The 24,434-nt window shown below is 66.2% G+C and carries 24 protein-coding genes and 3 tRNA genes; 9 read left to right on the top strand and 18 right to left on the bottom strand.

Going from position 1 to position 24,434, the window contains the following annotated elements; genetic code table 11:
• Positions 1-75: 75 nt before the first annotated feature.
• The 10 genes from NU1_RS41715 to NU1_RS23810 form a co-directional block, all read right to left on the bottom strand.
• Positions 76-840: a hypothetical protein gene (locus NU1_RS41715; protein ID WP_157552932.1), complete on the bottom strand. Its 765-nt coding sequence runs from the start codon at positions 838-840 to the stop codon at positions 76-78.
• 108 nt (positions 841-948) lie between these two features.
• On the bottom strand, positions 949-2,121 hold the full coding sequence (locus NU1_RS23850) for a hypothetical protein (RefSeq protein ID WP_212761547.1): 1,173 nt from the start codon (positions 2,119-2,121) through the stop codon (positions 949-951).
• 135 nt (positions 2,122-2,256) lie between these two features.
• The gene (locus NU1_RS23845) at positions 2,257-2,538 is read right to left on the bottom strand and encodes a hypothetical protein (protein ID WP_371859832.1); all 282 of its coding nucleotides are present in this window, start codon (positions 2,536-2,538) and stop codon (positions 2,257-2,259) included.
• Positions 2,539-2,702: 164 nt separating this feature from the next.
• Positions 2,703-2,778: transfer RNA gene (locus tag NU1_RS23840), tRNA-Gly, on the bottom strand.
• Between the two features lie 272 nt (positions 2,779-3,050).
• Positions 3,051-5,294: a DUF8176 domain-containing protein gene (locus NU1_RS23835; protein ID WP_067524320.1), complete on the bottom strand. Its 2,244-nt coding sequence runs from the start codon at positions 5,292-5,294 to the stop codon at positions 3,051-3,053.
• On the bottom strand, positions 5,291-6,967 hold the full coding sequence (locus NU1_RS23830; RefSeq protein ID WP_245720276.1) for a cutinase family protein: 1,677 nt from the start codon (positions 6,965-6,967) through the stop codon (positions 5,291-5,293). Before NU1_RS23830 ends, NU1_RS23835 begins: the two co-directional genes overlap by 4 nt.
• A gap of 48 nt (positions 6,968-7,015) precedes the next feature.
• Complete coding sequence (locus NU1_RS23825; protein WP_157552929.1) at positions 7,016-7,636, bottom strand: hypothetical protein; 621 nt, start codon at positions 7,634-7,636, stop codon at positions 7,016-7,018.
• Positions 7,633-8,457: a MinD/ParA family ATP-binding protein gene (locus NU1_RS23820; protein ID WP_067524316.1), complete on the bottom strand. Its 825-nt coding sequence runs from the start codon at positions 8,455-8,457 to the stop codon at positions 7,633-7,635. Before NU1_RS23820 ends, NU1_RS23825 begins: the two co-directional genes overlap by 4 nt.
• A gap of 3 nt (positions 8,458-8,460) precedes the next feature.
• Positions 8,461-9,246 (bottom strand): DUF8176 domain-containing protein, encoded by a 786-nt coding sequence (locus tag NU1_RS23815; protein ID WP_067524314.1) that lies wholly within the window; start codon positions 9,244-9,246, stop codon positions 8,461-8,463.
• A gap of 67 nt (positions 9,247-9,313) precedes the next feature.
• Positions 9,314-10,417, bottom strand: coding sequence for a hypothetical protein (locus NU1_RS23810; protein ID WP_157552926.1), 1,104 nt, complete (start codon positions 10,415-10,417; stop codon positions 9,314-9,316).
• Between the two features lie 358 nt (positions 10,418-10,775).
• Between NU1_RS23810 and NU1_RS23805 the strand changes: the two genes are divergently transcribed.
• A complete protein-coding gene (locus NU1_RS23805; protein ID WP_245720275.1) occupies positions 10,776-11,396 on the top strand; it encodes a DUF8175 domain-containg protein in 621 nt (206 codons plus the stop codon).
• A gap of 299 nt (positions 11,397-11,695) precedes the next feature.
• Here the strand turns inward: NU1_RS23805 and NU1_RS23800 are convergent, their stop codons facing one another.
• The gene (locus NU1_RS23800) at positions 11,696-12,034 is read right to left on the bottom strand and encodes a hypothetical protein (RefSeq protein ID WP_157552923.1); all 339 of its coding nucleotides are present in this window, start codon (positions 12,032-12,034) and stop codon (positions 11,696-11,698) included.
• 336 nt (positions 12,035-12,370) lie between these two features.
• On the opposite strand from NU1_RS23800, the gene NU1_RS23795 reads away from it, so the two are divergent.
• The 5 genes from NU1_RS23795 to NU1_RS23780 all read left to right on the top strand — a co-directional run bounded on the left by NU1_RS23795 (position 12,371) and on the right by NU1_RS23780 (position 18,415).
• A complete protein-coding gene (locus NU1_RS23795) occupies positions 12,371-12,766 on the top strand; it encodes a hypothetical protein (RefSeq protein WP_067524308.1) in 396 nt (131 codons plus the stop codon).
• Between the two features lie 156 nt (positions 12,767-12,922).
• Complete coding sequence (locus tag NU1_RS23790; RefSeq protein WP_084521758.1) at positions 12,923-13,558, top strand: suppressor of fused domain protein; 636 nt, start codon at positions 12,923-12,925, stop codon at positions 13,556-13,558.
• Positions 13,558-17,385 (top strand): tetratricopeptide repeat protein, encoded by a 3,828-nt coding sequence (locus tag NU1_RS23785; RefSeq protein WP_067524307.1) that lies wholly within the window; start codon positions 13,558-13,560, stop codon positions 17,383-17,385. Before NU1_RS23790 ends, NU1_RS23785 begins: the two co-directional genes overlap by 1 nt.
• Positions 17,386-17,891: 506 nt before the next feature.
• Positions 17,892-18,062 carry a hypothetical protein gene (locus tag NU1_RS41710; protein WP_157552920.1) on the top strand — a complete coding sequence of 57 codons (171 nt, stop codon included), beginning with the start codon at positions 17,892-17,894 and terminating at the stop codon, positions 18,060-18,062.
• Positions 18,063-18,073: 11 nt separating this feature from the next.
• Positions 18,074-18,415 carry a hypothetical protein gene (locus NU1_RS23780; RefSeq protein ID WP_157552917.1) on the top strand — a complete coding sequence of 114 codons (342 nt, stop codon included), beginning with the start codon at positions 18,074-18,076 and terminating at the stop codon, positions 18,413-18,415.
• Between the two features lie 34 nt (positions 18,416-18,449).
• Here NU1_RS23780 and NU1_RS23775 read toward each other — a convergent pair whose 3' ends face one another.
• The 3 genes from NU1_RS23775 to NU1_RS23765 all read right to left on the bottom strand — a co-directional run bounded on the left by NU1_RS23775 (position 18,450) and on the right by NU1_RS23765 (position 20,220).
• A complete protein-coding gene (locus NU1_RS23775; protein WP_067524303.1) occupies positions 18,450-18,833 on the bottom strand; it encodes a VOC family protein in 384 nt (127 codons plus the stop codon).
• Positions 18,834-19,096: 263 nt separating this feature from the next.
• Positions 19,097-19,474, bottom strand: a complete 378-nt coding sequence (locus NU1_RS23770) for a VOC family protein (protein WP_067524301.1) — start codon at positions 19,472-19,474, stop codon at positions 19,097-19,099.
• Between the two features lie 140 nt (positions 19,475-19,614).
• Entirely contained in the window at positions 19,615-20,220 is a 606-nt protein-coding gene (locus NU1_RS23765; protein ID WP_067524456.1) for a maleylpyruvate isomerase family mycothiol-dependent enzyme, read from the bottom strand.
• A gap of 195 nt (positions 20,221-20,415) precedes the next feature.
• Here NU1_RS23765 and NU1_RS23760 point away from each other — a divergent pair, with 195 nt between their 5' ends.
• The 3 genes from NU1_RS23760 to NU1_RS23750 are packed head-to-tail and all read left to right on the top strand — an operon-like array spanning position 20,416 to position 22,895.
• On the top strand, positions 20,416-21,633 hold the full coding sequence (locus NU1_RS23760) for an MFS transporter (RefSeq protein ID WP_067524299.1): 1,218 nt from the start codon (positions 20,416-20,418) through the stop codon (positions 21,631-21,633).
• The gene (locus tag NU1_RS23755) at positions 21,614-22,171 is read left to right on the top strand and encodes a TetR/AcrR family transcriptional regulator (RefSeq protein WP_067524297.1); all 558 of its coding nucleotides are present in this window, start codon (positions 21,614-21,616) and stop codon (positions 22,169-22,171) included. Before NU1_RS23760 ends, NU1_RS23755 begins: the two co-directional genes overlap by 20 nt.
• A gap of 58 nt (positions 22,172-22,229) precedes the next feature.
• Positions 22,230-22,895: a DUF899 domain-containing protein gene (locus tag NU1_RS23750; protein ID WP_067524295.1), complete on the top strand. Its 666-nt coding sequence runs from the start codon at positions 22,230-22,232 to the stop codon at positions 22,893-22,895.
• A gap of 47 nt (positions 22,896-22,942) precedes the next feature.
• On the opposite strand, the gene NU1_RS23745 is transcribed toward NU1_RS23750, so the two are convergent.
• From NU1_RS23745 to NU1_RS23730, 4 genes are all read right to left on the bottom strand, one after another.
• The gene (locus tag NU1_RS23745; RefSeq protein ID WP_067524293.1) at positions 22,943-23,413 is read right to left on the bottom strand and encodes a hypothetical protein; all 471 of its coding nucleotides are present in this window, start codon (positions 23,411-23,413) and stop codon (positions 22,943-22,945) included.
• 282 nt (positions 23,414-23,695) lie between these two features.
• Complete coding sequence (locus tag NU1_RS23740; protein ID WP_157552914.1) at positions 23,696-24,136, bottom strand: IS110 family transposase; 441 nt, start codon at positions 24,134-24,136, stop codon at positions 23,696-23,698.
• A 40-nt stretch (positions 24,137-24,176) separates the two neighbouring features.
• Positions 24,177-24,251: transfer RNA gene (locus tag NU1_RS23735), tRNA-Val, on the bottom strand.
• Between the two features lie 11 nt (positions 24,252-24,262).
• Positions 24,263-24,335: transfer RNA gene (locus NU1_RS23730), tRNA-Gly, on the bottom strand.
• Positions 24,336-24,434 lie beyond the last annotated feature (99 nt).

Here is a 24,434-nt window from a genome sequence, read left to right as displayed (position 1 = left end):
GCGGCGATGCCCTCATCCGCGACCGCCCCCAGCAGGGGCAGGCCACCGGTGCGGTCGCCAGCGATCGCAGCGACGTCATTTTTCTCCTTTGCGCGTCGATTTGCGGTGCGCGGTACGGGTAGCGGGTTTCCGTTGCGCGTGATCGGCTTGCGCGGGCCGACTCCCGGCCCTCTTCCGCCGCGCCCGCTTCGCGCTGTCCTCGCGCTCATCGGCATGGGGGTCGGCTTCGGCATTGCCGAGCGCATCCGCTTCGGGCGTCTCGTCGCGCCGCGACTCCGGTTCCCGCTCTTCGCTGCTCGCCGCCTCTTCGCTGCTTGCCGCGGCCTTCGCGCGCTTACCACGCGCCGGGTCCGCGTCGCTCTCGCGCGTACTTGCGCTGCTATCGCGTGAACTCGTGGTGCTTTCCCGTGAACTCGCACTCGGGTCGGATGCGTCGGAGTTACCGGGGCTACCGGTGGTGCTTTCCGGTGAACTCGTACCGCTGTCGGATATACTCGCGCTACTGCGGCTACCGGTGGTGCTGCCGCGTGAACCCGCGCTGGCACCGCGTGCGTTCGCGCTGCGCCGCTGGCCGTTCGGTTCGTCCCGCACGTGCTCATCGCGTGCCGAGTCATTGTGTCGCCGTGCGCGCCTGACCACGTACACAATCCCCGCGACGGTTCCCGCACCCACCGCACCGACGGCTACCGCGGCCGGTGCGTCGATTCCGGATTTAGCTCCCGAGATCGCGCCTTCGACCGCCCCGCGCGCCGCGCCGACAGTCGCCCCCACCGCCGCCCCACCGATTGTGCCGACCACATTCCCGGCCACATGCAGCGACGCGGACGCGGTGTTGCTCAATATTTTCGCTGTGCCCGATGCCATACCCATGATCGATCTCCGAGAGAGGAAATAGACTATGAGTTGGACGTGCCCCGGGAACGCCGGTGCAAACCTCCGGCGCGGTGATCAGGAAGTGCGGCTCAATCGGAACGGCCCACGGTCCCAACGCCACTCGTGCTTCAGCACCAGCGCGGCAAGATCGAGTAATTCCATACCGGTTTCGTCTCGATAGCGGCGTAGCTCATCCCATTCGACCGGTCCGGCCGCCAGCCGGTTGCGGAGAATGTTCTCGACCTTGGTATCGACCGCGCGCTGCGCGAGATCAGCGACCCCGGTTCCGCTTCCGGTCCACACCAGCCACCCCCAGCCGTGCGCGTGCGCGTATGCCCGCCCGGCGGTGGCCTTGGCCCGATTCGCGTACACGGCGGCGTGCCCGAGCGGAATCACATCCATGAGCACCACCCGCCCATCGCTGAATCGCGCCACGGCGGTGGGGTAGTGGACCCGTTGCGCGCCATCCAATTCGTACTCGACGCCCACCGGCGAGTCCTGAAACGCCTCGACGCGTTCACTCCCGTCCAGCATGCGCAGCAACCGCGCCTGCAATCCGGTATCGAAACTCACCTCCCGGCCGAGCTTCTCGGCGAACATGGACCCGCGCCCGTCATCGCCGTAGTCGATACCGCGCGCCGGACCGTCCGGTAGTTCATCGGGCGTCGCCTCGGCCCATTCCACCCGGCGCAGCCAGGGATTCCACGCACTGGCGGGAACCTCCTCGGCCTGCTGATTCGGCAGCACATGCCAGCGACCCTTCTGCTGCCAGCCCGCGATGCGCTGAAATACGAACCCGGCGAGCCGCTTCGAATCCTGCAGATCGTGCCCGGCCAACCGGAGCTTCAGATATGCCCAATCCTGGGCGGCGATATCGCTGTCGGTGGCATAGGTTTCCGCGAGCAGCGTACGAACCAGTCGCTCATCACTCCACCCGACCGGATATCGCTTCGCGAACACCCCGGTATCCGGATAGCCGGTGCCCTGCACCCGCCGCACCATCTGGCCCACGGCCCGCGTATACAACTGCCGCGCCCGATCCCGCGATACCTCGAACCGCGCACCCAGGAGCGTCAGCGTTTCGGGGCTCTCACCATCCAGGCCCAACCGGCAGGTGATCAGCTCGCGATCGCGCGGTCGCTCCTCGGCCTGTTCGTCGACCATGACGGCCAAAACCTCATTGACATCCTCGATGCCGAAGGTCACGCCGTCTCGCGGGTCGTCGAGCTGCCCGCTCGTACTCCGCACGCTTCTGGTCACCGCGGCCCCTACCCGTCTTCGACAGTCTGTTCGATGAGATTAACGTCGCCCACCGACAACCGCGCCGACCTGCGGCCGTGTCCGCCGCACCGGCTCGTACTCAGCCGATGGCGGCGTAGTACCTCAACTGATAGCGGCATTCATAATGGTGCCCGCGCTGGTGGCGATAATGCCGCCGATCATCGCGCCCGCCACCATCTTCGGCGAGGCGAGTCCGCCGCCACTCCACTTCTCCCACGCGAACCGGCCACCCGCGTAGGTAATGCCCAGTACACCGGACAGCAATACGAACCAGGTGAAGTACCGCACCAGCTTCATGAGCTTGTCCGCCGCGGGCGGCGCCTCGGGAGTGGGGTTCCCGATCTGGGCGAGCACGGTATCGTGCAGAACGCTGATGATCGTCACCACACGAAGGTTACCGGCAAATCGCCGGAAGGTGTTCCTGAATGTGCGCGAGATCTACTGTGCCCGAGGGGCTTTCAAAGGGTGTCTCACACCCGGCTTTTCGCCACCCCGAACACGACAAAAACCCCACCACCGGAGGTCGAGTCCGTTGATGGGGCTTTCGTTGGAGCGGATGACGAGATTCGAACTCGCGACCCTCACCTTGGCAAGGTGATGCGCTACCAGCTGCGCTACATCCGCATTCCGCCAACCGGAGCCTGTACCCTCCGGCGTGCGAAAAGAAGATTAGCCGAAGCCCCATCGAATCTCCAAAACGCCCTCGGGCAGACTCCCGACCGTACCCGGCGGGCAGCCGCCTCGGGGCGCGTGATCAGGGGTAATCCGCGGCGGCATCGTATATGTGGGCCCTGCCACCGGATCTCCTTCGCGCGACTCGCGCCGCCTCGTGTGATCAGCCAATGGACCCGAATGGCCCGCGTTCGTTGTGAACGGTTCGGGTCCGGTGGACGGCATCAGGGTGGGGTGGCGTCGTCGGCCAGCGGGACGATGGCGGTGATGAAGGTGCCGTCGCCGGTGGTGGTGGTCATGACGAGTTGCGGACTCCAGACGCGGCGGGTCTTATCGGGCCGGAACTCGGTCACGATGACGATGTACTGGCCGGAGAACGCGCCCGGGGTGATCTGTACGCAGTGGGTGGTGAGCGGGGGAACGGTATCGATACCGGCCTGGATATCGACCGCGGAGGGAACCGACGCGTCGGGTGTGACGAGTTCACGCACGAGCGCCCCGGAGCGCGCTACGTAGTAGGCGTGCTGCACAGCCAGGATGGCCGCGGGTCCCGAGGATGAACCACCGGGTCCATTGCCGCGAATGCTGGACCCTTTGGTTTCGGTCGGGCACTCGCCCGCGGCATCGACGGCGGGGACGGCCGGTCCGGGTGCCGCCGGGGTGGTCGATTCCGGTGCGACGGTCGATTCGGCAATCGGAGCGGCCGCGGCTTCCGATTCCGGTGCGGAGTCGGATTTATTGAGCTGCACGGCCACCGCCGCCACGATCGCGCAGATGCCGAGAATGCCCAGCAGTGGCGCTCCCCACCGCTCCCGCGATTCGCTGAGCCATTCCCGAATCGCCCAGCTGTCCCACGACGAGCCATCCCCGCGGCGATGTGAGGTGGGCGCGCGGTGCAGGCGAGCAGCGGCGGCCGCGCCGCGCCGCGAGACCGCCGGGCGCGCATACGGTTCGGCCGATACACGCGGGCGGGGTTGAAAATCCGCGCGTGCACCAGGCTCGACGCCGGTGCGCGGGTGCGACTCGAAATCCGGGTCCGCGCGAGGACCGAGCGCCGCACGCGATCGCGGCACGGGGGAGGTGCGGGGCCGCGGTTCGTGGTCGGTATGGGCTCGGCGTTCGGAATCCGTGCGCGGGTGCGCCGTGTGGTCCGTACGGGGATGCGGGTCGGAACGCGTGCGCGGGTGCGGTCCGTGATCGGGACGGGTGGGTGACTCGGAGGTCGTGCGAGGTTGCGGTCCGTGGTCGGCGTGGGCGTGCGGTTCGGCACCCGTGCGCGGTCCGTGATCGGTGCGGGCGCGCGGTGCGGCACCCGTGCGCGGTCGCTGTTCGACATCCGCGCGGGCGGCCCGAGTTCCGGAATCCCGGCGCCAAGGCGGTTCGAAGTCCGCACGGGTGCGAGGTTTGGCCCCGTGCGGGTGCGGCTCGTATTCCACGTGCGGGAGTGGTTCGGCTGCCGAATGTTGCAGAGCCTCGGCGGATGAGCGATCGGGCGATGCGGCGATGTGCGGATGCGGCATCGCGCTCGGCGACGGATCGTCGGGAATCCAATGCGGATCCGAGGACGGGAAGGGGTGGGGGCGCACCATACGGGCGCGACGCGGTGCGATAACGGGTGCACCGACCACCTCGGACACCACCTCGTCCGAATCCGGTCCGGCATTGCCCGGCCCGGCATCGGATCCGCCGCCCGCGGATTCGAATTCACGCCCGCCCGTCTCGACTTCCGCACCCGCGACGGCCGCGCGGGCGCTCGCGTCGTCGTCATCCTCGCTGTTGTCACCCGCTATGTCGTCGCTGTCTCCGGCGTAGATCTCGTCGTCGACGAATTCGTCCTGGCCGCCGCCATACTCGCCCCGGCCGATGCCGCGCGCAGCGCCAACGTCATCTCGACCGGCGTCGTCGCTACCGGGAGACTCGTCGTCGTCCCAACCGATGTCGTCGCCAATGGGATCGTCGTCACCGCAACCGATGTCACCCTTGCTGGGAGTGTCGTCATCCCGGCCGATATCACCCTTGCTCGCAGCGTTGTCGTCATCCCAACCGAGGTCGCCACCGCTGGGAATGTCGTCGCCACCAGCAATTCCGCCGCGGGGCGGACCGTGCTTGCCCTGTTCGGTGCCGCGCCCGTCCGAAGTCCCGTCGCCGTACCCGCCCACACTGCCGACATCGTCTTCCGCGGCGCTGTAATCGCCCCGACTGCCCGCGTACCCGCCGGGCCCGCTGTCGAATTCGTCGTCGTCGCGGCGGTATCCGCCGTGCCCCCCGCCATAATCCTCGTGCGCACTGCGGTATTCGCTGCGCCGATAGTCGTACTCGTCGTAGTCGTCCGCACCGTCGTCGTACTCGACCCGGCGTCGATGCGACCTTTCCGCTACGCCGCCGAGACTTTCGCCGATCCAGTCGGCCCAACTGCCGGAGTATCCGCCGTCGGCGGCCATCGGGTTGTGGGTGTCGGTGGTACTCATGGTGTCGCCTGCGGTTGTGTGCTGGGCGCGAGCGGGAATCCGTCGGCGCCGCCGGGATTCGTGGTGCTGGTCGGGGCGTTGAATGGGGATTCGGTGCTGCTGGGTGCGGTGGTGGTCGCACCCCCGAGGTCGCCGAGCGGGAACTGACTGCCCGGCGAGGTGGACGGCGCGGTGGTGGTGCTGGGTGAGAAGTCGAATCCGCCCTCGGGCTTATCGCTGCCGCCCTTCGGGTCACCGCCGGGTGCGGCGACCCCGGCGAGATCGTTCGCGAGCGCCGCGAACCACTGCCCCACGAATTGCGCTGGGCTGTCGCCGAAATCGCTGCCCTGCGGGTTGGAGTAGTCATGCTTCTGCGCGGTCTGCCAGTACCGCACCCAGGTGGTGATATCGAGCAGATCCTGATTGTCCTCGACGTTCTGCCGCACCGCTGTGAAGGCCGACGTGACGAGATTATTGATGGTGGTCGGCTGCACCAGCTGGGTGACCGCACCGAGCACCCTGGTCCCGAGCACGGCGAGCCCGGCCAGGGGATTCGCCAGCCCGGCAGTGGCGATTTCGGCGATATTGGAGGCGGTGAGCACCGACCTCGCGACGCTCACCACGGTATTGATGGCAATGGTGCCGAGCTTCAAGATGGCCTGGAACGCCCCCGGAATATTGACCTGCGTATCCGGATCGGCGGCTTCGGCCAGCCGCTGCGAGATCGATTTATCCGGCGAGTACGACAGATTGGTGAGGTTGGTCCCCGAAACATCGTTATTGACCACCTCGGTAAACGTTTTGATCGACGTGTACGCCAGCGCCTGTCCGATGGATACCAGCGATCCGATCGGATCGGCCCCGGAAATCTTCACCTGCCCGGCGATATTGGCCACCACTTTGAGCAGCGCCGCATTGTCGGGCACATCGCAGGCGAGATCACCGGAGGTACAGAAGCTGGCCACCCGCCCGGTGAGCGATCCGAAGCTGACCGCCACATCGCGTTCGGTGCTGATGCCGCCGCCCTCCGCCGATTGGGCGGGTGTGACGGTAATGAGTCGAGACAGCGCCTCCCCATTCGTACCGGGTGCCGGGTCGGGTGCGGTCTGCCCGGAAGCACCAGGGAACAGCGCCGACCCGGGATTGCGCGTCGGGTCGCCGAACAGCGCCACCGCCGCAATCTTGTCGGCGGGTATCGACCCCCGGCCCGCGCCCACCTCCTGTGCGAACAGCGAGGCCACGTGTGCCCCTTGGGAGTACCCGGTCACCGCGATCCGCGTATTCGCGCAACGGTCGAGCACCGATTTCGCCATGGATTTCAGCCTGAGCACACCATTGCCCACCGATGTGGCATACGGCGTCTCATTCGCGGAGATGTTCCCGACGGTGGATACGGCCCCGCCGAACGAGGATTCGTAGGGCACGTACGCCCGATCGACCATCCCGTCCGCGCTGGCCCCCGCCATCATCGGCCGAAATACCGTGGACAGCATGCCGGTATCGGTGCTGACCGCGGCATCCGGTGACGACTCGCCGGTGCCCTGAATGCCGAGCGCGTACAGCGCCGGACATTTGTCGATGGGTGGTTGCGCCTCGGTGGGCTCGGCCGACGCGCTGCCGACGGCGACCGCCGCGATAACGCAGACGGTGGCCGTGACAATGGCCGAGTGTCGAATTCTTGCCCCTGACAGCAATGTTCGATCCTCCCTCGTGTGGTCGGCGGGACGCACGTCGAGCCGGGGTCAGCCGGTATTTCGGTGCTCGGTGTCGTCGGATGCGGTGAGGCGCATGCCCACCGCGCGGGAGGCGATGAAGAGCTGCTCGGCGAATTGCCGAACCGGTTGCGGGGGAGTGCGAGTCGCGTCGCCCTCGTCGACGGGACTGGAAACGGAGTCCGGTGACCACACCGGCAGCCGATGCGGTTCGAGTTCACGCCACTGTTCGAGCCAGGGCAGCCGCCAGACTTCCGCGCCGATATCGACGGCGCGTGCCTCGACGCCTTCGCGCCGCTTCGCCACCGCCGGGGACAGCGGTCGCGCCGAATCGGCAACGGTGACAATGCCTACGAGGTTGCTCCCGGCGGGCGTCGCGTCGTGTTCGTGCGCGAGCAGGGCGTGTTCGAGTGCGGCGATACCGCTCATATGGGTGCGCGCCACCAGGACGACGAGCGGTGAATCCATATCCCGCACCAGGCCGATACGTCCGGGCCAGCGCCGCCCGGCGTCTCCGGTCCAGCTCATACTGGCGGCGAGGCTGGTGGTTCCCGCACCGCCGTGCACACCGACCAGCCACACCAGTGGCGGTCGTCCGGGCGGAGTCGGTACGGCCTTGTGCCACATCGGTACCGGAGGCCATTCGTTCATCGCAGCACCCCGAGTAATCGCAGGTACGCGTCGCGTGTCTCCGCCGCGAGCCGATGCCACGAAATGACCCCGCCCGCTGCCAGATGCGCGTCGAACGGAATGGTCACCACATCGCGCACCCAACTGCTCAGGTAGGTGCGGACATGTTCGATGGACGCCTGCCCGGAGTCCTTCACCTGCTCGGTCAGCACGATAACCGCGTCACCGATGAGGAATTCGCTGTACTGCTCGTCGAGCCAGCGCAGTGCGGGTTGCAGCCGATTGACGGCGTCGGCGCGGGCGGCGACGGTAATCACCAGTCCCACCCGGGGATCGGAGAGCAACGGTGCGGCAAACCGGCTGGTCACCGGCGCGCCCGCGTCGAAAACCGTAAGCAGTCCGGCGGTTTCGAGATGGCGCGCCACCGAGACGAGGGTTTCGCGGCGCGGCATCGGGTCCGGGCTGCGGGGCAGTACCCGCACACCCATACTCGTTTTGCCGGTGCATGAGAGCACCGTGGAGGCGAGTTCGGGATGTGTGGTGGCGAGCCAATCCTGCATGGTGCTCACCGGTTTAGCGGAATCACAGCCCCGCAGGCCGACGTCGCCGCCGCCGAGCGTGGCATCGACGACCACCGGCCAGGTCTCGCCATCGCTCTCGGCCACCGCGGCCGCGGCCAGGCCGAGTGCGGTGGTGGAGGCACCCGAGGAGCCCGCCGTGCCGAGTACCAGCACCGACGGCAGCGCGGCGCGGACGAGGCGACCGTGCCCGCCCCGCAGGGGAACTGGATCAGTCGGCGCGCCAGGCGTCGCCGTGATCGACAGTTCCGGCGCCTCGGTCATGGCTTACTGCCCTCCCGACTCCACAATGGCGGTGACGAGCACCCGGCCATCGCGCTGCGCGGTGGTGATGACCTGCTGCCAGGCCACCTGGGTGCCGTCGGGATGCCGCTCGTCGACCGCGACGAGCCAACGGTCGGCGGGCAGCGCGGTGAGGGTCACACAGTGGCGGGTCCCGGCGGGAATGGCGGAAATGGCCTCGCGGGTGGCGCTTTCCGGTGCGACCCGGGCATCCGGGGCGATTACCGAGCGCACCGCGACGGGGTCACGCTGGACGTACCAGGCGTGTTCGAGGCGCAGGATCACACCCGTCGGGGTCGAGGTATCGCCCGGGCCCGAGCTGACCACCCGCTCCGGGGTGACCGATTCCCGGCACCAGTTATTGGCCTGCGCATCGGCGGCCGGAGTCGGCGCCGCGGACCTCGCCTCCGGTGGTGTGGACGGCGGTGCGGCCGTGGGAGTTTCGGTCGGGGTGAACAACCACGCACCGGCCCCGACCATGGCGAGCACCGCCACCAGCGCGGCCATCAGGGCGGCACGGGTGAGCAGCTGCCGCCGTCGCCGCATGAGCAGGGCGCGCCTGCGCGCCTCCTCGACGAGCGGGGCCATCGGATCCTCCGCATGCAGGTCCCGCGACAGCTCATCGTTCTCGAAGTCATCCGTGTCATCCGTGCGCTGGGGACGCACACCACGGTCGTCGTCGGCCTCGAGCCACTCCGACCATCCGGCCGCCGCCGAGGGGCGTATCGAGGAATCATCCGCCTCCGGGGCAGGAGGCAGCAGGTCAGGCATCGTCGCCCGAGGGAACGTAGCGTCGCGCTGATCGGACACCGATCTCACTCCATTCGGTTGTCGTCAATCAGTGCGGGGCTTGAATCGCGCCCAGCACACCGTTGATCACATCGGCGGCGGGGCCGAGTTCGGGGGCCATCGGGGGCATGGCGGCGGCCGCGTCACGCAGATTGGTGACAACGGCATTACCGACCGGGCCGGAGTCGGCGACCGCTTCGACGGTGGTCGAAACCTGGGTGGTCACCGCGGCAATGGGTTCGGCGTACTGGGGGGCCGCGACCGGAGTGGGGGCCGGTTCCCATGCGGGCGCGGGGGCGGGTGCCGCCTCCTCGACCGGTGCCGAGACCAGAGACGGAACGGCGGGTTGCGGCTTGTTCGAGTCGCCACCACTGAGTGCGCCGCCCGCGAGCGCCGCCAGCGCTCCGCCGCCGACAACCAAGGGGACGCTGGCCATTCCGCCGAGCGAGCCGCCGCCGATACATCCAGCAATACCACCGACGATCGCGCCTGCCGGAGCGCCGACTCCAGCGGTCGGGACGCCCGCAATCACACCGCCGGCTACCGCCCCGACGACGGCACCGATACCGCAACCCACCGGAACAAAGACGGCGGGTGCAAGGGCTCCCGCGGCACCCGCACCGACCAGCGCGCCCAGCGAACTGGTGGCGGCCATTCGATCGGATTCCTCACGCGAGAAACCCAGACTGTCGTAGGCGGCGGCAATCTGCCATTCCGCGTAGTCGGCGTATGCCTGCGCCTTGTCACGGGTTTTCACATCCACCCAGTCGGGGAGCGTGACTTCGCCGGTGCCGAGCCGCAATTGGTGTGGGTCAGCGGGAATTACGGCGGGGGCGTCCACCGCAGGCTCCGCGGGCTCGTTGAGCTCCGGCTCCGCCTGTTCCCGCTGCTGGGTGGGCGGCTGCACCCAGGTGTCGATATTCGGCTGCGTCTGCTGCTGCGGCCGGGGCCGCGCCGGTGGCGCGGGCGGATCGGGAATCCAATCCGCCGGACTCGGTGCGGCCGGTGCCTGTGGTGTTTGGCTCAGCCCTGGCTGCCCTTCCCCGGGCACCGCGAGCCCCGGTTGACCCGGTGCCGCTCCTGCTATCCCCTGTCCCACGGCGATCATTACCGGCAGGACGGAGAGTGCGGTCAACTTACGTCTGGCGGTCATCGCGGATCCCCTATATTCGTGGCGCTTCTCGCCCGACCGCACGTCCACCCTGCGGACGCGCCCTATGCGGTCGGCCGTCACCAGCACTGGTGCAGGAGTCCTGCCGCAATACCTCGCGATGAGTCCCCGTCACCTGCGATGATGTTGTTGCCGGGATGATCGTACCCGAAACTGAGTTCCGACAACCGGATACGGACGCCCGGTATGAAATCCCTTGAATAGCCACCCTCCCGAAAATCGCGCACACTAAGATCGACAAGACCGCGCGACAGCCCTGCCCCGTAATGGCTTTCACCAGGTCGCCGGTCTGCACGAGGGGAGCCAGGTGGGAACATCAGCTATTCTTCGGCGAATATTTGTGGCGCTAGCTGTCACCCTTGCGGCCACGTCCGTCACCCTGGGCGCGACGGCCTGCGGTCTCTCCGACACCTCCCCGGTCGTGGTGACCACTCCACCCCCCGACCTGGATCGTGCACCGTCGGAACTCCGCTGGGAACCATGGCAGGGCGTGAACCTCCCCTTCGCCCGCGAAGACGGCCCCGCCAAACTCACCGAAGCCGCCCTCGGCTACTCGCACACCCCGCAGGGTGCGGCCCTCGCCGCAATCCACCACACCGTCCGAATCTCCTTGGCCCCCGACGACACCTGGGCCAGAACCGCCGCCCAATCCCTCATGCCCGGCCCCGGTAAAGACGCCTGGGTCCTGGCCCGTGCCCAAATCTCGGTAACTCAGCCCGCGTCCCCCGTGGTAGCCCCCCGGATAACCGCCTACAAATTCACCACCTACACCGCTGACCGCGCCGAACTGCTCGTCTACAGCACCTACTCCGACAACAGCGTCACCTCGAACAAGCAGACGGTGGTCTGGTCGAGCAACGACTGGCGGCTGCTGCTACCAGACCCTGTGCTGAAAACCGTGGTGGTGGAATCGGTCCCAGCCATACCCGCTGACGCCGTGCAACTGTCTGCCGCGAGGTAGCGCCACCGGGTACTCGCGTTCGGTGTCGAACTGGCTGCGGATCGAGTGCGCGAGGTTCGGTGCCGTGGCGCGATTGTGGGTGTTGGGGTGCGCCATTGCGAACGAGCAGTTGAGAGTGGTTTATCCGCCGGGGCGTCGGAGCCTCGTCGCCGGGATGAGTGGGTGCCGCTCATCCCCACCCGTGGCAATAGGTCTCCAACAATTCGATGAACAGCGCGCCATTATGTGCTGGTGGGGGAGTCCTGTCGAGCGAAAGGCGCCGATAAGCGGAACCCCGATGGAACGGAGGCGTCACCATGTCAGTGCATCTGGGCCGAGGGGGAGCGCTGAGGCTTCTCGCGCGTGCCGCGGTGGTCGGAGCGGTCGCGGCCGCATCCGCTGCCGGTGCGGCGGGTTTCGCATCCGCCGCACCCGATACGCACAGTGCACCAGCTCAATTCGATGATGGCGTGCCCGGTACCAGTCCAGCGCATGGAGGGTTCGGCCATGGCAATCGTGGGCATGGCGGTGTCGGTGTCGGTGTCGATCACCCGGGCCATGGCAGACATGGGCACGGCCACGATCGCCACCCTCGTCACGGCTACCCCGGAGTGCCGGTCCTGCCGCAGTTGCCCGGCGGTCCGGCCTGGGACGGGCATAACGGTTGGTCCCGACACGGTGACGATGACACCAGGTGCACGCCGGTGCGACCGCGACCTGGGTGCGAGTCCGGGCCGGGCTGGGACCGCCATTACCGCCCACTGCCGTGGGCGACCGGTTCCGGTGGTTCATCGGGGCATGGACCGATCGCACTACCGTTTGGTATCACCATCGCGATTCCTTGACGGTTTCCTGGTCGCCGATCACACGAGGAGGGTCAGAGGAATATGAAACCCTCTGGCCCGCAAGTCCCTACAGAACTGCCGAGTACTCACCGGTGCGGATGAGGCGGATGGCGGCGGCGCGGTGGTTGATCGGTAGGAGGGTGTCACCGAATGGCTGAGCAGTGGGCGATCAGTGAAGAAGGCGTGCCGACGGAATCGCGTTGTAGACCGGTGCTTTCCAGCGACGTTGCGTACCTGGTCAGGGCCAGAATCGGCCGTGGTCGATACGAGACCTGGTTCGGCAGCTCGGCGGGGCGTGCTCTTGCCATCGTCACCAATGGCGTGCGTGCCATGGTTGTACTACTCGACGGCGATGGTGACCCGGGGGAGCACGCGGTCGACCCAATGGCCAAGGGGGGCAGCACTGGATTCATTCTCGCGGGCGGGCAACGCGATGAATACCCCGACAAGGACACAGTGCCGCTCGAGGAAGCGCTATGGATCGTCAACGGCATTGTCGAACTCGGTGTTCCACCAACGAATTCGAAATGGAAGATCGACCGCTGACTCGAATATTTTTGATGCCCGCAAGGCAATCGTGGAGATGCGATTGCACCCGGGCCAGTGACTGGTCGAGTAGAGTTGAGCCTGATATCTCAAGTGGTTGTAAGTTCGGTCGAGTAGCGCCCTTTCGCAGCGTGGGTGGCGGGTAATGTTGTGGAAGTGAGTGATTCGATCGGTCATGACTCGATTGATAAGGCGCTGGGTCGGTTGTACGGGACGGCACCGGCGCGACAATGGGGGCCTCGGCATCCATGGGCGTTCGGTGGGCCGGACCTGCTGGATATGGTCCGTGCTTATCCGCGTAGCGGACCAATCCCGCACTGGCACTACATCGGCTTCGGTATGTCCGGGCTGTATGGGAAGGAATCTCCGGCTTCTGAGATCTCGGGATGGGACTTCGAAGGGTGGGGCTTCGAAGTCACCTTCCGGCTCGTCCGTGAACCCGATGATTACGAACCGCCGATGTGGCCCGGTGACGTACTGCAGAATCTGAGCCGGTATGTCTGTCGATCCGGAAAGTGCTTAGAGCCCGGCGACGCCATACGGGTGAACGGGCCGATCGTGGCCAATAGACAGGACTCTGCCATTCGGGCGGTCGCCGTCACCGCCGACCCGGAACTCGGTACCATCGCGACACTCAATGGCACGGTGAGGTTCCTACAGGTTGTCGGACTCACTCTCGATGAATTCGAATCCGCCCAGGGCGGCGACGCGTCCGCATTGATGGAACGCCTTGTGCAGTATTTCCCGCTATATGTCACCGATATCGATCGTGAGTCACTGATCGCTCAGTAATGAAGAACTCGAATCAGCGGGAAATATCGACACAGCGCGAAGTATCCACTCCGCCGCAGTACACCTTCGACGGGCCGGATGAATTCGCGGACGCGTTGAGCCTGTTGGTGGCCGATGCGGTCTGGGCCACAACTTCCTGCAGGATGGACCCGCCGACCGCGAATCTTCTTGCCGGACTGCGGCAGTGGCGCGAACACCCACGGGTCTCCACGGCTGCGGCACTCGTAGTCGATACTGCGACGTTCGCCGGCCCGGAATTGGAGCTATTGCGCCGGGCGCTGATCAGAGCGGCTCGGGCGGCATGGCGCCAGGATCCGGATCGGTCGCGGTTGGTGCGGGTACTGCGGGACCGGGCTGAATCCGAGCACAGCGAGGACCGCAGTCTGGAGGCCGCGGATCTGCTCACCGCGGCAGTCGAACTGTGTGAGATCCAATTGGTGTCCGACCGCGCGGAAACGCTGCCACTGCTGGCTGACCTTTTGCGGGAACTGGTGGCGGCGCTGGCGGAGGCCGGTTGCGCGCCGACCCTGGAGCATGAGGTAGTGGAACGCGGTGCCGCCGCCGCGCGCCAGCGCATCGAAATCCTCGACGAACTCGTGGAATTCGATCGCGATCGGTTCCTGCGTCCGCTGGCCGGCGCTCATATGGCTGCCGCTGGGATCGTGGCACGGGCCGACGGCCCGCGTGCGGGCCTCGAACATTCCGCGTGTGGAGTGCGACTCTACGAACAAATGTCCGGCACGGGCGATCCCGCGAATCTGGGCCGGCTCCTCGGTGCTTGGTCGAAGCACATCGCATTGCTCGATAGCGACGGCGACACCTGTGGGGTACGCGAATGGAAACGGCATCGCACCGAGCGCCTTCGGTGCTTGACCGGGATGCTGGACGGCTCGGTGTCGTCGCATGAGTTCGTGCGACTGATTCGGCTGCTGGGTGAGCACGGGTTGCACGCCGAAGCCGAAGGCGTAGCCGCGCAGGCGGTATCGGTGGCCGAGGATACCGCTGTCGACGGTGATGAGGACAGGCTGTGGGAGCGTGCGCAGGCGGTGCTTCGCCAGGGTGAGTGCCTGTACCGTGCCGGTCGCCGCGACGACGCACTGCGAGCGTGGAACCGATATCTCGCTGGACTGACGCGGTTGCGTGATACCTGTGCTGGCAATGCGACAGCTGTCGCTGCGGGCTGTCGGTCGATTGTGGCCTTGGCGACGAACCTCGGCGACACCGCGATCGCCCTGGATTTCGGTGCCCGTGCCGTCGACGAATGGCTGCGATTGTCCGGGCACGACCGAGGCTCGTATCTGGTCACCCTGGTGGACGAACTGTGCGCTCAGGCGGACCGGTTGGGCAGGGCGGGCCGTAGCGCCGAAGCCTCGAGTACCGTAGAGGCGGCAGTCGCTCACGCCCGTGAGCTCGCGTTGTCGGATACCGTCCGTCACCAGCGGAATCTGAGTTGGGCATTGACCTGCGCCACCCGAATACATCTGAGCTCCTGGCGGACCGCGGACGCGGAACTGCGTTCGGAACAGGCGGTCGAGTTGCTCGAGCGGCTGGCTGAGCTCGACCCCGACGCAGATGCCGCCGAGCTGGCCGATGCACTCAACAATCGCGCGGTGGTGTTGAACCGTCGCGCCGACTACACCGGTGCTCGGGTGTTCGCCGTGCGTGCGGTGGCGATGTACGAGACGTTGGCCGCGGATGCGGTCGATTATCACGAACCGCTGGCAAATACATTGTGCACCTTCACGATTACCCTGTGCGGTGTCCGTGCGTTCGACGAAGCACTCGTATGTGCCGAGCGGGCGCTCGCGATGTACGCGCGATTGGCCGAGCGTGGTCCCGCCATCCAACTCCGCAATGTGGCCTTTGCGCTGAACCGGGTCGCCTCGGTTCATGAGGAGTTGAGCAACAGCATCGAGGTTCATGGCATCGCGACGAAGGTGCTGGAGATCTGTGGCAGTCCGTCGGCCGACAGCAGCTGGGACGACCAGCGAGCATTCGCACTGCACCTGCTGGTCCAGATCCTGACCTGCAATGAGAAACCGGCGGCGGCACTGGCCTATTCGACGTCGCTACTGCAGATCCGTGAACGCGCGGCAGCGGCCGACCCGGCGGCTGGCGCCGTGAATTTGGCTGTCGCGCTCGGCTGCCACGCCGTATGTCTGTGGAGCGCCGGCCGACCTCGCGAGGCGATCGAGTACGCATACCGTTCCTTGGCGCTGTGGCGCGTGCTGGCGGAAGGCGATCCGGCAACGCACCGCGAACGGCTTACCCGCGCGCTCGACCGCTGTGCGACCGTGCTGTGGACGCTCGGCCGCACAGCGGAGTCCGTCGAGATGTCGACCGAGGCAGTCGAGCAGGCTGAGCGCCTGCTGGCCGAACAACGGGATCGGTATCTGGATACCGCCGCCATCTGCCTGACCAATCATGCTGGGCGTTTGGACCGGACCGAGGAAGCTATCGCCATGGCGCTACGCGGTTTGGCCATGTATCGGGAACTCGTCGATCGCGATGCCGAGAGGTACCTTCCCGGGCTCGCCTCGTTACTCGACCGCCACGCCCAGAGTTGCGTCGCCGCAGACGAATGGGCAGAGGCAGCCGAATACGCGCAAAGTGTGGAAATCGCGTATGAGGAGCTGACCAAGTGGGATTCGGTGCGGTACCGCCCCGAATGGGCAGCGGCGGTCGAGTATTCGGCATATGTGTGCTACGGGTTAGCTGAGTGGAAGCAGGCTTCGATACGGGTCGATCGCGCTTTGGCGATTCGACGCGATGCCGTCGACGAGGCCAACGAGTGGAATGCGATGCGATTGGCCAGGTCGGAGGGCTGGGCCGCACGGTTCCGGCTGTTTCTCGATGAACCCGAGCTCGCTGGGCGAAACTTGCGCAGCAGTGCCGATCATTACCGCGTCCTGATCGAAGAGGGCCACGACGACCTCGTGCCGGAGTTGGCTGATGTGTACCACCAGTACGCGAAAGCCCTGTGCGAGAACGGCTACCGATCAGAAGCGCCGGCGGTGATGAACGAGGCGATGCGATGGACGGTCCAACTGGCTGTCGCCGACCGAGTCACGTATCGGTCCTGTCTGGCCGGCGCACTGCGTACTCAGTCATGGCTGTTGGCCTCGGCTGGGCGACGACACCTCGCCGTGGGTTCCGGCCGCGCCGCGCTCGAGGTACTGAACGAAATGATCGGGGAGGGTGACGAGGTCGAACGTGCTCGTCTGGCCGACTATCACGACGCGCTTGCTGACAGCCTTGCCTCGGTGGGGTGCGTCGGAGAGGCGATCGCCCACAACGACTGTGCCTTGGCGCTGTGGGAGGACCTTGCACGCGAAAGTGGTGAACCGTCAGCGGATTTGGCATGGTCGCTGTGGCACCGGGCCCGCTGGCGGGCAGCGGTCGAGCCAACCGACCCCGAAGTGCTCATGATATCGCGGCGCGCCGTCGAAATCTATGACGGGCTATGGAAGAGTTTGTCGCGAAACAACGAGTTTCGGGCGGGAGCACTCGTTGATCACGCTGTACATCTCTCGCGCGCCGGTGACGGTATCGGTGCCGGCGAGTATGCCAGGCGAGCAGTGCGCTTGACGGAGGGCGCCGCCGAGCGCCCTCTTCGCCACCTTCCCGATCTAGCGCTGATCTGCTATTCGGCCGCTGTCGCGCTGATGCGATATGAACCGCAGGACGCGGTCGTACTGGCGGATCGTTCGGTGCGGCTGTTCGCAGAACTCGTGGAATGCGAGCCCGACGCGTTCGGGGGCCGATTGTCGGAAGCCAGGGAGATGGTGCGCTGCCTCCTCGAACAAATCCTGGGGGGTGATGTGTGAGCGCTTCCACTGCGAGGACGGCCCGATGAAATCCCAATCCGATTCGGTGAGATGGCTGTAAGCCTTGATGTCGGTGATCGCCACCGGGCCTCTCCGGCCCGCGATACGGGGCGAGCGCGTATCGATCACAGCGGGTGATGCGGCGCAGGTGATGTGCCCGGAACGTCTATGACGGCGACCGCGAGATGGGCGGCGACTGGGTGTCTCAGAACCCAGCCACCGCCCGGTGAGGTTGGACCGGCAGATGAGGGAATGCCGAGCCGAGACTAACTATACCGCTAGAAAGCGGTACGTTCAACAGCGGCCCGTTGGAATACGTCTAAAGCTCTGCGATCATCTGCCCCTCCGGTACCCACCCGACCGGGCTGCCCCGATCACCGACCGCAAAGGAGCGCGCATCGAAATCCAGGTTCGCCCGCACCGGACTGAGTCGCGCCGCATAATGTCTGGAAGGCTCGATTCGACGCCGATGAACCGACCTCCACGTCCCATCACGCGGAGCTGGCATGGATATCTCCTATACCGTCGTCATCGTCATCGTCATCCTGGCCAACGGCTTCTCCGGCGCCGCCAGCATGGCACGCCCTATCGCAGTCATCGAGAGGCGGTCCACGCCCGGCCCATCGGCCCGGTCGCGGGCGCGTTCGTCTTTGTCTTTGCGATCGGCCTCGCCCTGACGGGCCCGGTCTTGGCTTACATGGAAGGTTCCTGGGCCGCTGGCATTCTCCCCGGCATCTTCACCATGCCCATCGGCCTACTCCTGGCCATCCAAACCGTCATATGGCGTAGTCAAGCGAAACGGTTGGCCGCGGTCGGCGTCGACGCCATCGCTGAAGTCCTCACCGCCACAATTCGTCCCGGCGGCGAAACCAACGACACCGCCGAACTGACCATCCGCCTCAGCGGCCCGACCTTCGAAACCTTCGAAGCCTCATGTGAACTCGGCGTTCGCGGCCGCAGCTATGAGGTCGGCGACCGTCTCGACGCGGTAGTCGACCCATCGGACAAGACCTTCGCGATCTTCGACTGACGCGTCGGCGGGGACGAATCCGGCAAGGCGTCAGTCACGTATTCGGCGGCTCACTCACGCAGAACGGTTGGCCCGACGGATCGAGCAGAACCGTCCAGTGTCCCTGTCCGGGCTGATGTTCCGGCTTCGTCGCACCGAGTTCCAGCAGGCGTTCCTCAGCGGCGGCGGGATCAGGAAAAGCCAGGTTGAAGTGGAAGGGCAATTGCTCCTCGGGCCAGCGTGGAGCCTTGAAATCGTGCGCGCTGTAGAAGATGCAGGCCGTGGTGCCGTCGGTGACAGTGAAGGCGATAGGAGTGCCGCTCTCGTCCGGGTAGGCGGGGCCGAGCTCCCAGCCGAGTGCGGCGGCGTAGAAGGCGGCCAGCGCCTTGCCGTCCTGAGCCCAGAACGCGAGAGAAGTGATCGTGCCGGTCGTGGTCATCGTGCTCCTTCGAAAGTGCGGATCTTCGCGGGAGCTTCCTCGTTCGGAGCGGGCGACCTCCCGGCTACTTCACACTGTCGTCGGCATCTAGGTCAGTTCGAGACCTACTTCGCGCTCGGGTGCGCAAGACGGTGCGCATATGCGCGCCACTCCGACGCGATGGATGAGTTACGCGAGCACGTCAACTTCGCGCCCGAGGACCTCGATCTGGATCTCGGACCCCCGGGCCCGCTGCTCGCAGCGCGATCTCCGTGCTGGACGATTCACGCAAATGCTGAGGGAGGGAGGGTGAGACAGAACGGATGACCCGAAGGGTCGATGAGTACCCGCCACTGATCGGCGGCTGGCTGGAATTCCGCTCGGACCGCACCGATCTCGATCGCAGCCCGTTCGGCGGCATCGAGATCGGTGACGAAGAGATCGAGATGCATCTGCTTGGGCACCTCATTGCCCGGCCAGTTCGGCGGCTGGTGGTCCGCCACCCTCTCGACCGTCACCATCACGCCCGCACCCTGCAGCACAACCAACTCATCGGATTCGTACCGAACCTCGAATTCCAGCAACTCCCGGTAGAACTGCGCCAGACGATGCGGATCCCGGCTGTCGAGCGAAACCGCACCGAGTTTGGCTATCGCGGTCATAAATCCCCTGACCTCATGGCCCCGGCCTCGCGCCGAGAGCCGCCACTACTACCTCCATGGCTACCACACCCCGCTCGTCCCTGATGCCGAGCTGGGATGGCTTGGCCCGCAGTGGCTCCCGTCAAGTCCGGGGCGCATCGTCACGAAGTCCGGGCCAGCGCGGCGACTCCCGGCCCCTGGAGCTCGTCCAACGCCACCCGCCGCCCGGAGAGCGCCAGCAGCAGCGAAAGCGCGGTTCCCCGCACCTCCGGGCCGTCTCCGAGTACCAGGTCGGCGTCGGTCGCCATGATCCGGACATCCGCCACCAGTTCCTTGGCCCCTCCGAAAGACGCCGAGGTACGCGCCTGTAGCCGAAGCGATCTCACCACAGCCTCCGGCGCGTAAACGTGCTCGATCCCCAAGGGCCGGCGAATGTCCTCACCGTGGACAACCTCCTCGACGAGCCGAGTGTCGAGCGGTGCCGGGGGAGTGGACGTCCGTGACGCGACCGAACGAAGCCGCGCCAACGTCTCACGCGGCGTAGCACCGCGCTCGCGCTCCATTCCGCGCGTGTTCAGCAGGTCGAAGTCGAACCGCGCCCGGACGAGCGCGACCGCGAAGCCGACACGGGTAGTGCGAGCTGTATCGACCAAATGGGCAACCACGTCGTGCACGGTCCACTCCTCGCACAGCGACGGCACTGTCCACTGCTCATCCGCGACCCGCGACAGATCCTCGATCAGCGCCGCACGCTCCGCGTGCACCATCGCCCAGACATCGTTCGGCACAGCCGCTCCTTCATTCGGTCACTGGATTCCACCAGATCAGACGCCGCAGCCAGCGCAAACTCATCGGTCGGTCGAAAGAAGTCACCGCGATCGGCCCGAGAGCCCACCGTTCCCGCGTGGTGTACCGTCAACAAATATAACACTCGTTCAATTTGTTTGCGGAGGTCTGCTTCCATGGGGAACCCCTATGCCGTCCTGTTCAAAGCCCCTGGGGCCGTGGCGTTTTCCGCTGCCGGCTTTATCGCCCGGATACCGATCGCCATGGCCGCGATCGGCATCATCACGATGATTTCGCAGCTTCGCGGCCAGTACGCACTGGCCGGAGCCGTTTCGGCGACCTTCACGGTGAGCACGGCCATTGTGGGACCGCAGGTCTCCCGGCTGGTCGACCGGCTCGGGCAGGGGCGAGTACTGCTACCCGCCATGGGATCGAGCGTGCTCGGCTTCGCCGCGCTGCTACTCAGCGCCCGCTACGACGCACCCACCTGGACCCTGTTCGCCGCCGCCGCACTGGCCGGGACATTGCCGAATATGTCGGCGATGGTGCGGGCCCGCTGGGCCTACGTGCACGCCGGGTCCTCCCGCATGCACACGGCGTTCTCGTTGGAATCGGTGGTCGACGAGCTGACCTTCGTCGCCGGACCGGCGTTGGCGGTCGTCCTGTCGACAGCCCTGTTCCCCGAGGCCGGACCGCTGATCGCGGCGCTGCTACTGCTGGTGGGCGTGCTGCTGTTCATACCGCAGAAGCACACCGAACCCCCTGTGCGAGAAGATATCCCGGACTCCGAGCGGGGCTCGGCCATCAGCATCCCGGCGGTGCGGCTGCTGGCGCTGCTGCTGGCGGCGGGCGGCGTCATTGTCGGCACCGTGGATGTGGTCAGCGTGGCCTTCGCCGAGCAGGTCGGCGCACCGGCGAGTGCGGGGATCGTGGTGGCCGCCTACGCCGCCGGATCCGCACTGTCGGGTCTTGCCTTCGGGGCATTCCAGCTGTCGATGCCACTGCCGCGACAGCTCGCCGTCGTGGTGGCGGGCACCATGCTGACCACGCTGCCGCTGCTCCTGGTCGACGGCATCGCCGTACTGGCGGTGGCCATGTTCGTCTCCGGTGTCTTCTTCGCGCCCACCATGATCGTGATCATGCGACTGGTAGAGCGCACCGTGCCCGCGGCCGCGCTCACCGAGGGCATGACCTGGGCACTGACCGGTCTCAGCGCGGGCATAGCGCTCGGCGCGCTGGTATCGGGCACGGTCGTTGACCGGTCGGGGTCTGTAGCGGGCTTCGCGGTGGCGGTCGCGGCGGGCACCGTAGCCTTGACGGTGGCGTTGCTGGCCAGAGCGCCGCTGGGCAGAGCCGTGCGCGAGGAGGTCGAGGTTGGGCGAGGCGAGCACTGACGGTCGCAAACTCAAGGGGCAGCGGAGCAAGGCCGAACTGATCGAGGCCACCATCCGAATAGTCGCCCGCGACGGCGTCGCCGGAGTCAGCCACCGCGCCGTCGCCAAGGAAGCGGGTCTCCCGCCGACATCGGCCGCATACCACTTCAAAACCATTGACGACCTGCTCACCGCAGCCCTCACCTCGTGCATGGACCAGGATGCCGAGCGCATCCGCCAGCTGACCGATACCAGCGGCGGCGGCGAGGAGGGGGTGCGCGCACTGGCCGCGGTAATGGTCACCGCCCTCACCGAAACCGCGCACCTGCAAGCGGAATTCGAGCTCTACCTGCTCGCCGCCTGCCGCCCCGAATTACGCGATCCACCGCGCCGGTGGCTGGCCGCCATCGAACGGTTCGGCCGCCGCTACACCGACGACCCGGTGCGGCTGCGCATTCTGGCGGGAACGATCGACGGCATGCTGATGCAGGCGCTGGTCACCGGCGCGCCGCCGACCCGGACGGAATGGGAAGCGGTCCTGCGCACGATCCTGCGATGAATTCCGCTCGCGCACGCCGTCTTCATTCGAAAGGCAGTCGTAGCACGGAAGGACGGTCATGGACACCCACGATGTCGGTACCCGAGAGCAGTGGCGTGCGGCCTACGAGAAGCTACGCGCGCAGGAAAAGGAACTCACCCGACGTAGCGACGAGGTGACCCGGGAGCGCCAAGCGCTGCCGTGGGTCCCGGTCACCAAGGACTACCGCTTCGATACCAACACCGGGGTCAAGACCCTCGCGGAGCTGTTCGGCGGACGCTCACAGCTCATCATCCGGCACTTCATGCACGGCCCCAAAACCCCACAGGGCTGTGAGGGCTGCACCTTCGAAACCGATAACCTCGTCGGTGCGGTACCGCACCTGGCCCACCGCGACGTGACCTTCATCCTGGCGTCGCGATCCCCGCTGCCGACACTGAACGACTACAAGCGTCGCTTCGGCTGGGATATCGAATGGGTATCCATGGGCGACAACGGATTCAACGAGGACTTCTACCAGTTCATGGAAGTGCCCTCACCCAAGCGCCCCGGCAATATGCTCGACGTCATGGAGCTGATGGCCCTGAGCAGTTTCGCCCGCGCCGACGGCGTCGTCTACCACACCTATTCGACCTACGACCGCGGCACCGACGCCCTCAACGCCACCTGGCAACTGCTGGATCGAGCCCCGAAGGGCCGCGGCGACAATTTCGACGACTGGCCACGAAAACGCGACGAGTACTGAGGATTTCGGCGAACGCGGTCATCAGGCTACCAGCCGCGGCGAACCGCTCAACCCACCGTACCGCCGGGCGGGATCGCCGGAACGCCGCCCTTGACCACGAGTTTGACCTGTGTGCTGCCCTGCCATCCGCCGGTGGTCGCCTGGCCACTGGAGTTCAGGAATGTGCAGTAGACATCGCCATATGCGGTGCTGCCCCCGGGCGCCGACGCCTGGAGTGAGGAACTGATCCACCGCCCCTGATGATTGGCCGAACCGCCGATGGCCGTGTAGTCGAATTCCCGGTACGTGCCCGCGGTATTGGCGCTGTTCTCGACCGCCATGTCACAGGTCGCGGTGCTACCCGCGGGAATGTATATCTGCCAACTCAGAGTTACCGCCCCCGCGGATGGACTGCTGATACTCCCGTCGACTCCATTGGCCGCGTTCGCGGCGGGAGCGACGATCGTGGTCAGAGCGGCAAGTCCGGTCATGAGCAGAGTTGTCGCTGCGATCTTCTTGGCGGTGGTCGGTGTGGACAAAAGCGCTCCTACGGTTGCTGGGCTTATCTCTCGGAGACAATTCAACGTGGTAGAAGGGCACCGAACCGCGAACCCGAGGAGTGATCGACTACCTCTCAGGGGTGGACATTCGCCACCTTGGGTGTCGATCTATGCGGCTGCCACTATGCCGAAACGGTGCGTTCAGTCCGAGTCACGGACTGGTGGACGGTCGGCGGGCAGGGAGAAAAACACGGTGCCCTCCACCATATCGGCGTGAATACCCATGCCCGCCAGTATGTTCACCGCCTGCCCGGTACCGGGTCAGCCGGTCGCAGCGTGCTGATCAGGTCGCGAGCCTGCGGCGCGGACAGGAATTTCTTGACCCCACCCGGGATCGAATCGAGCAGCAGCCGATGGATGCGGTTGAGGGTGTCGGTGTGAGTGGCCGAGTCCGTCGCGGCGGTCGGCGAGCATCCCGAGCGCGATCAGCTCGGAATCGAGCTGTACACGGCGGAGATCCGGTGCGTGCAGTGCGGCGAGGGCGACCGAGTGCGCGTCGACGGCGTCGGTTTTGCGGCCGTTGCCGGTGGCGTAGACCCGTACCTGCGCGGAGAGTTTCGCGGGGACGTCGAGGACGGTTTCACTGTCGTGGATCAGTCGGTGCGCGAGGTGGCGGCCGATGCCGTTGCAGCCCTCGATCGCCCAGACCCGATCGTCGAATCGTTGTCCAGCACGGAGCATTTCCGCATAACCGGCGTTCACGAAGGCCCCGGCGGAAACCGGGGCCTACCTGCGTCAATGGTGGTGCGCGATACTGGGATTGAACCAGTGACCTCTTCCGTGTCAGGGAAGCGCTCTCCCGCTGAGCTAATCGCGCGGGAACTACAGAGCGGATGACGAGATTCGAACTCGCGACCCTCACCTTGGCAAGGTGATGCGCTACCAGCTGCGCTACATCCGCACGCCCTCCGAAGTTTTCACCCTCCGGCTTGCGAGGACAAACATTAGCCACGACCGGGCGTAGAATCCAAATCGGGCGCACCGGAGGGGGTTCGGCGCA

Origin of the sequence: Nocardia uniformis NBRC 13702 (assembly GCF_001613345.1) — a bacterium.
Taxonomy (GTDB): Bacteria; Actinomycetota; Actinomycetes; order Mycobacteriales; family Mycobacteriaceae; genus Nocardia; species Nocardia uniformis.
The sequence above is the reverse complement of the archived record's forward strand: the minus strand, read 5'-3'. Positions and strand labels throughout refer to the sequence as shown.

Coding starts and splice junctions, on each gene's coding strand:
- NU1_RS23835 (WP_067524320.1), bottom strand. CDS start 5,294: ATGAGTACCACCGACACCCACAACCCGATGGCCGCCGACGGCGGATAC.
- NU1_RS23825 (WP_157552929.1), bottom strand. CDS start 7,636: ATGAACGAATGGCCTCCGGTACCGATGTGGCACAAGGCCGTACCGACT.
- NU1_RS23820 (WP_067524316.1), bottom strand. CDS start 8,457: ATGACCGAGGCGCCGGAACTGTCGATCACGGCGACGCCTGGCGCGCCG.
- NU1_RS23815 (WP_067524314.1), bottom strand. CDS start 9,246: ATGCCTGACCTGCTGCCTCCTGCCCCGGAGGCGGATGATTCCTCGATA.
- NU1_RS23810 (WP_157552926.1), bottom strand. CDS start 10,417: ATGACCGCCAGACGTAAGTTGACCGCACTCTCCGTCCTGCCGGTAATG.
- NU1_RS23800 (WP_157552923.1), bottom strand. CDS start 12,034: ATGCCCGTCCCAGGCCGGACCGCCGGGCAACTGCGGCAGGACCGGCAC.
- NU1_RS23795 (WP_067524308.1), top strand. CDS start 12,371: ATGGCTGAGCAGTGGGCGATCAGTGAAGAAGGCGTGCCGACGGAATCG.
- NU1_RS23785 (WP_067524307.1), top strand. CDS start 13,558: ATGAAGAACTCGAATCAGCGGGAAATATCGACACAGCGCGAAGTATCC.
- NU1_RS41710 (WP_157552920.1), top strand. CDS start 17,892: ATGGATATCTCCTATACCGTCGTCATCGTCATCGTCATCCTGGCCAAC.
- NU1_RS23775 (WP_067524303.1), bottom strand. CDS start 18,833: ATGACCACGACCGGCACGATCACTTCTCTCGCGTTCTGGGCTCAGGAC.
- NU1_RS23770 (WP_067524301.1), bottom strand. CDS start 19,474: ATGACCGCGATAGCCAAACTCGGTGCGGTTTCGCTCGACAGCCGGGAT.
- NU1_RS23765 (WP_067524456.1), bottom strand. CDS start 20,220: ATGGTGCACGCGGAGCGTGCGGCGCTGATCGAGGATCTGTCGCGGGTC.
- NU1_RS23760 (WP_067524299.1), top strand. CDS start 20,416: ATGGGGAACCCCTATGCCGTCCTGTTCAAAGCCCCTGGGGCCGTGGCG.
- NU1_RS23750 (WP_067524295.1), top strand. CDS start 22,230: ATGGACACCCACGATGTCGGTACCCGAGAGCAGTGGCGTGCGGCCTAC.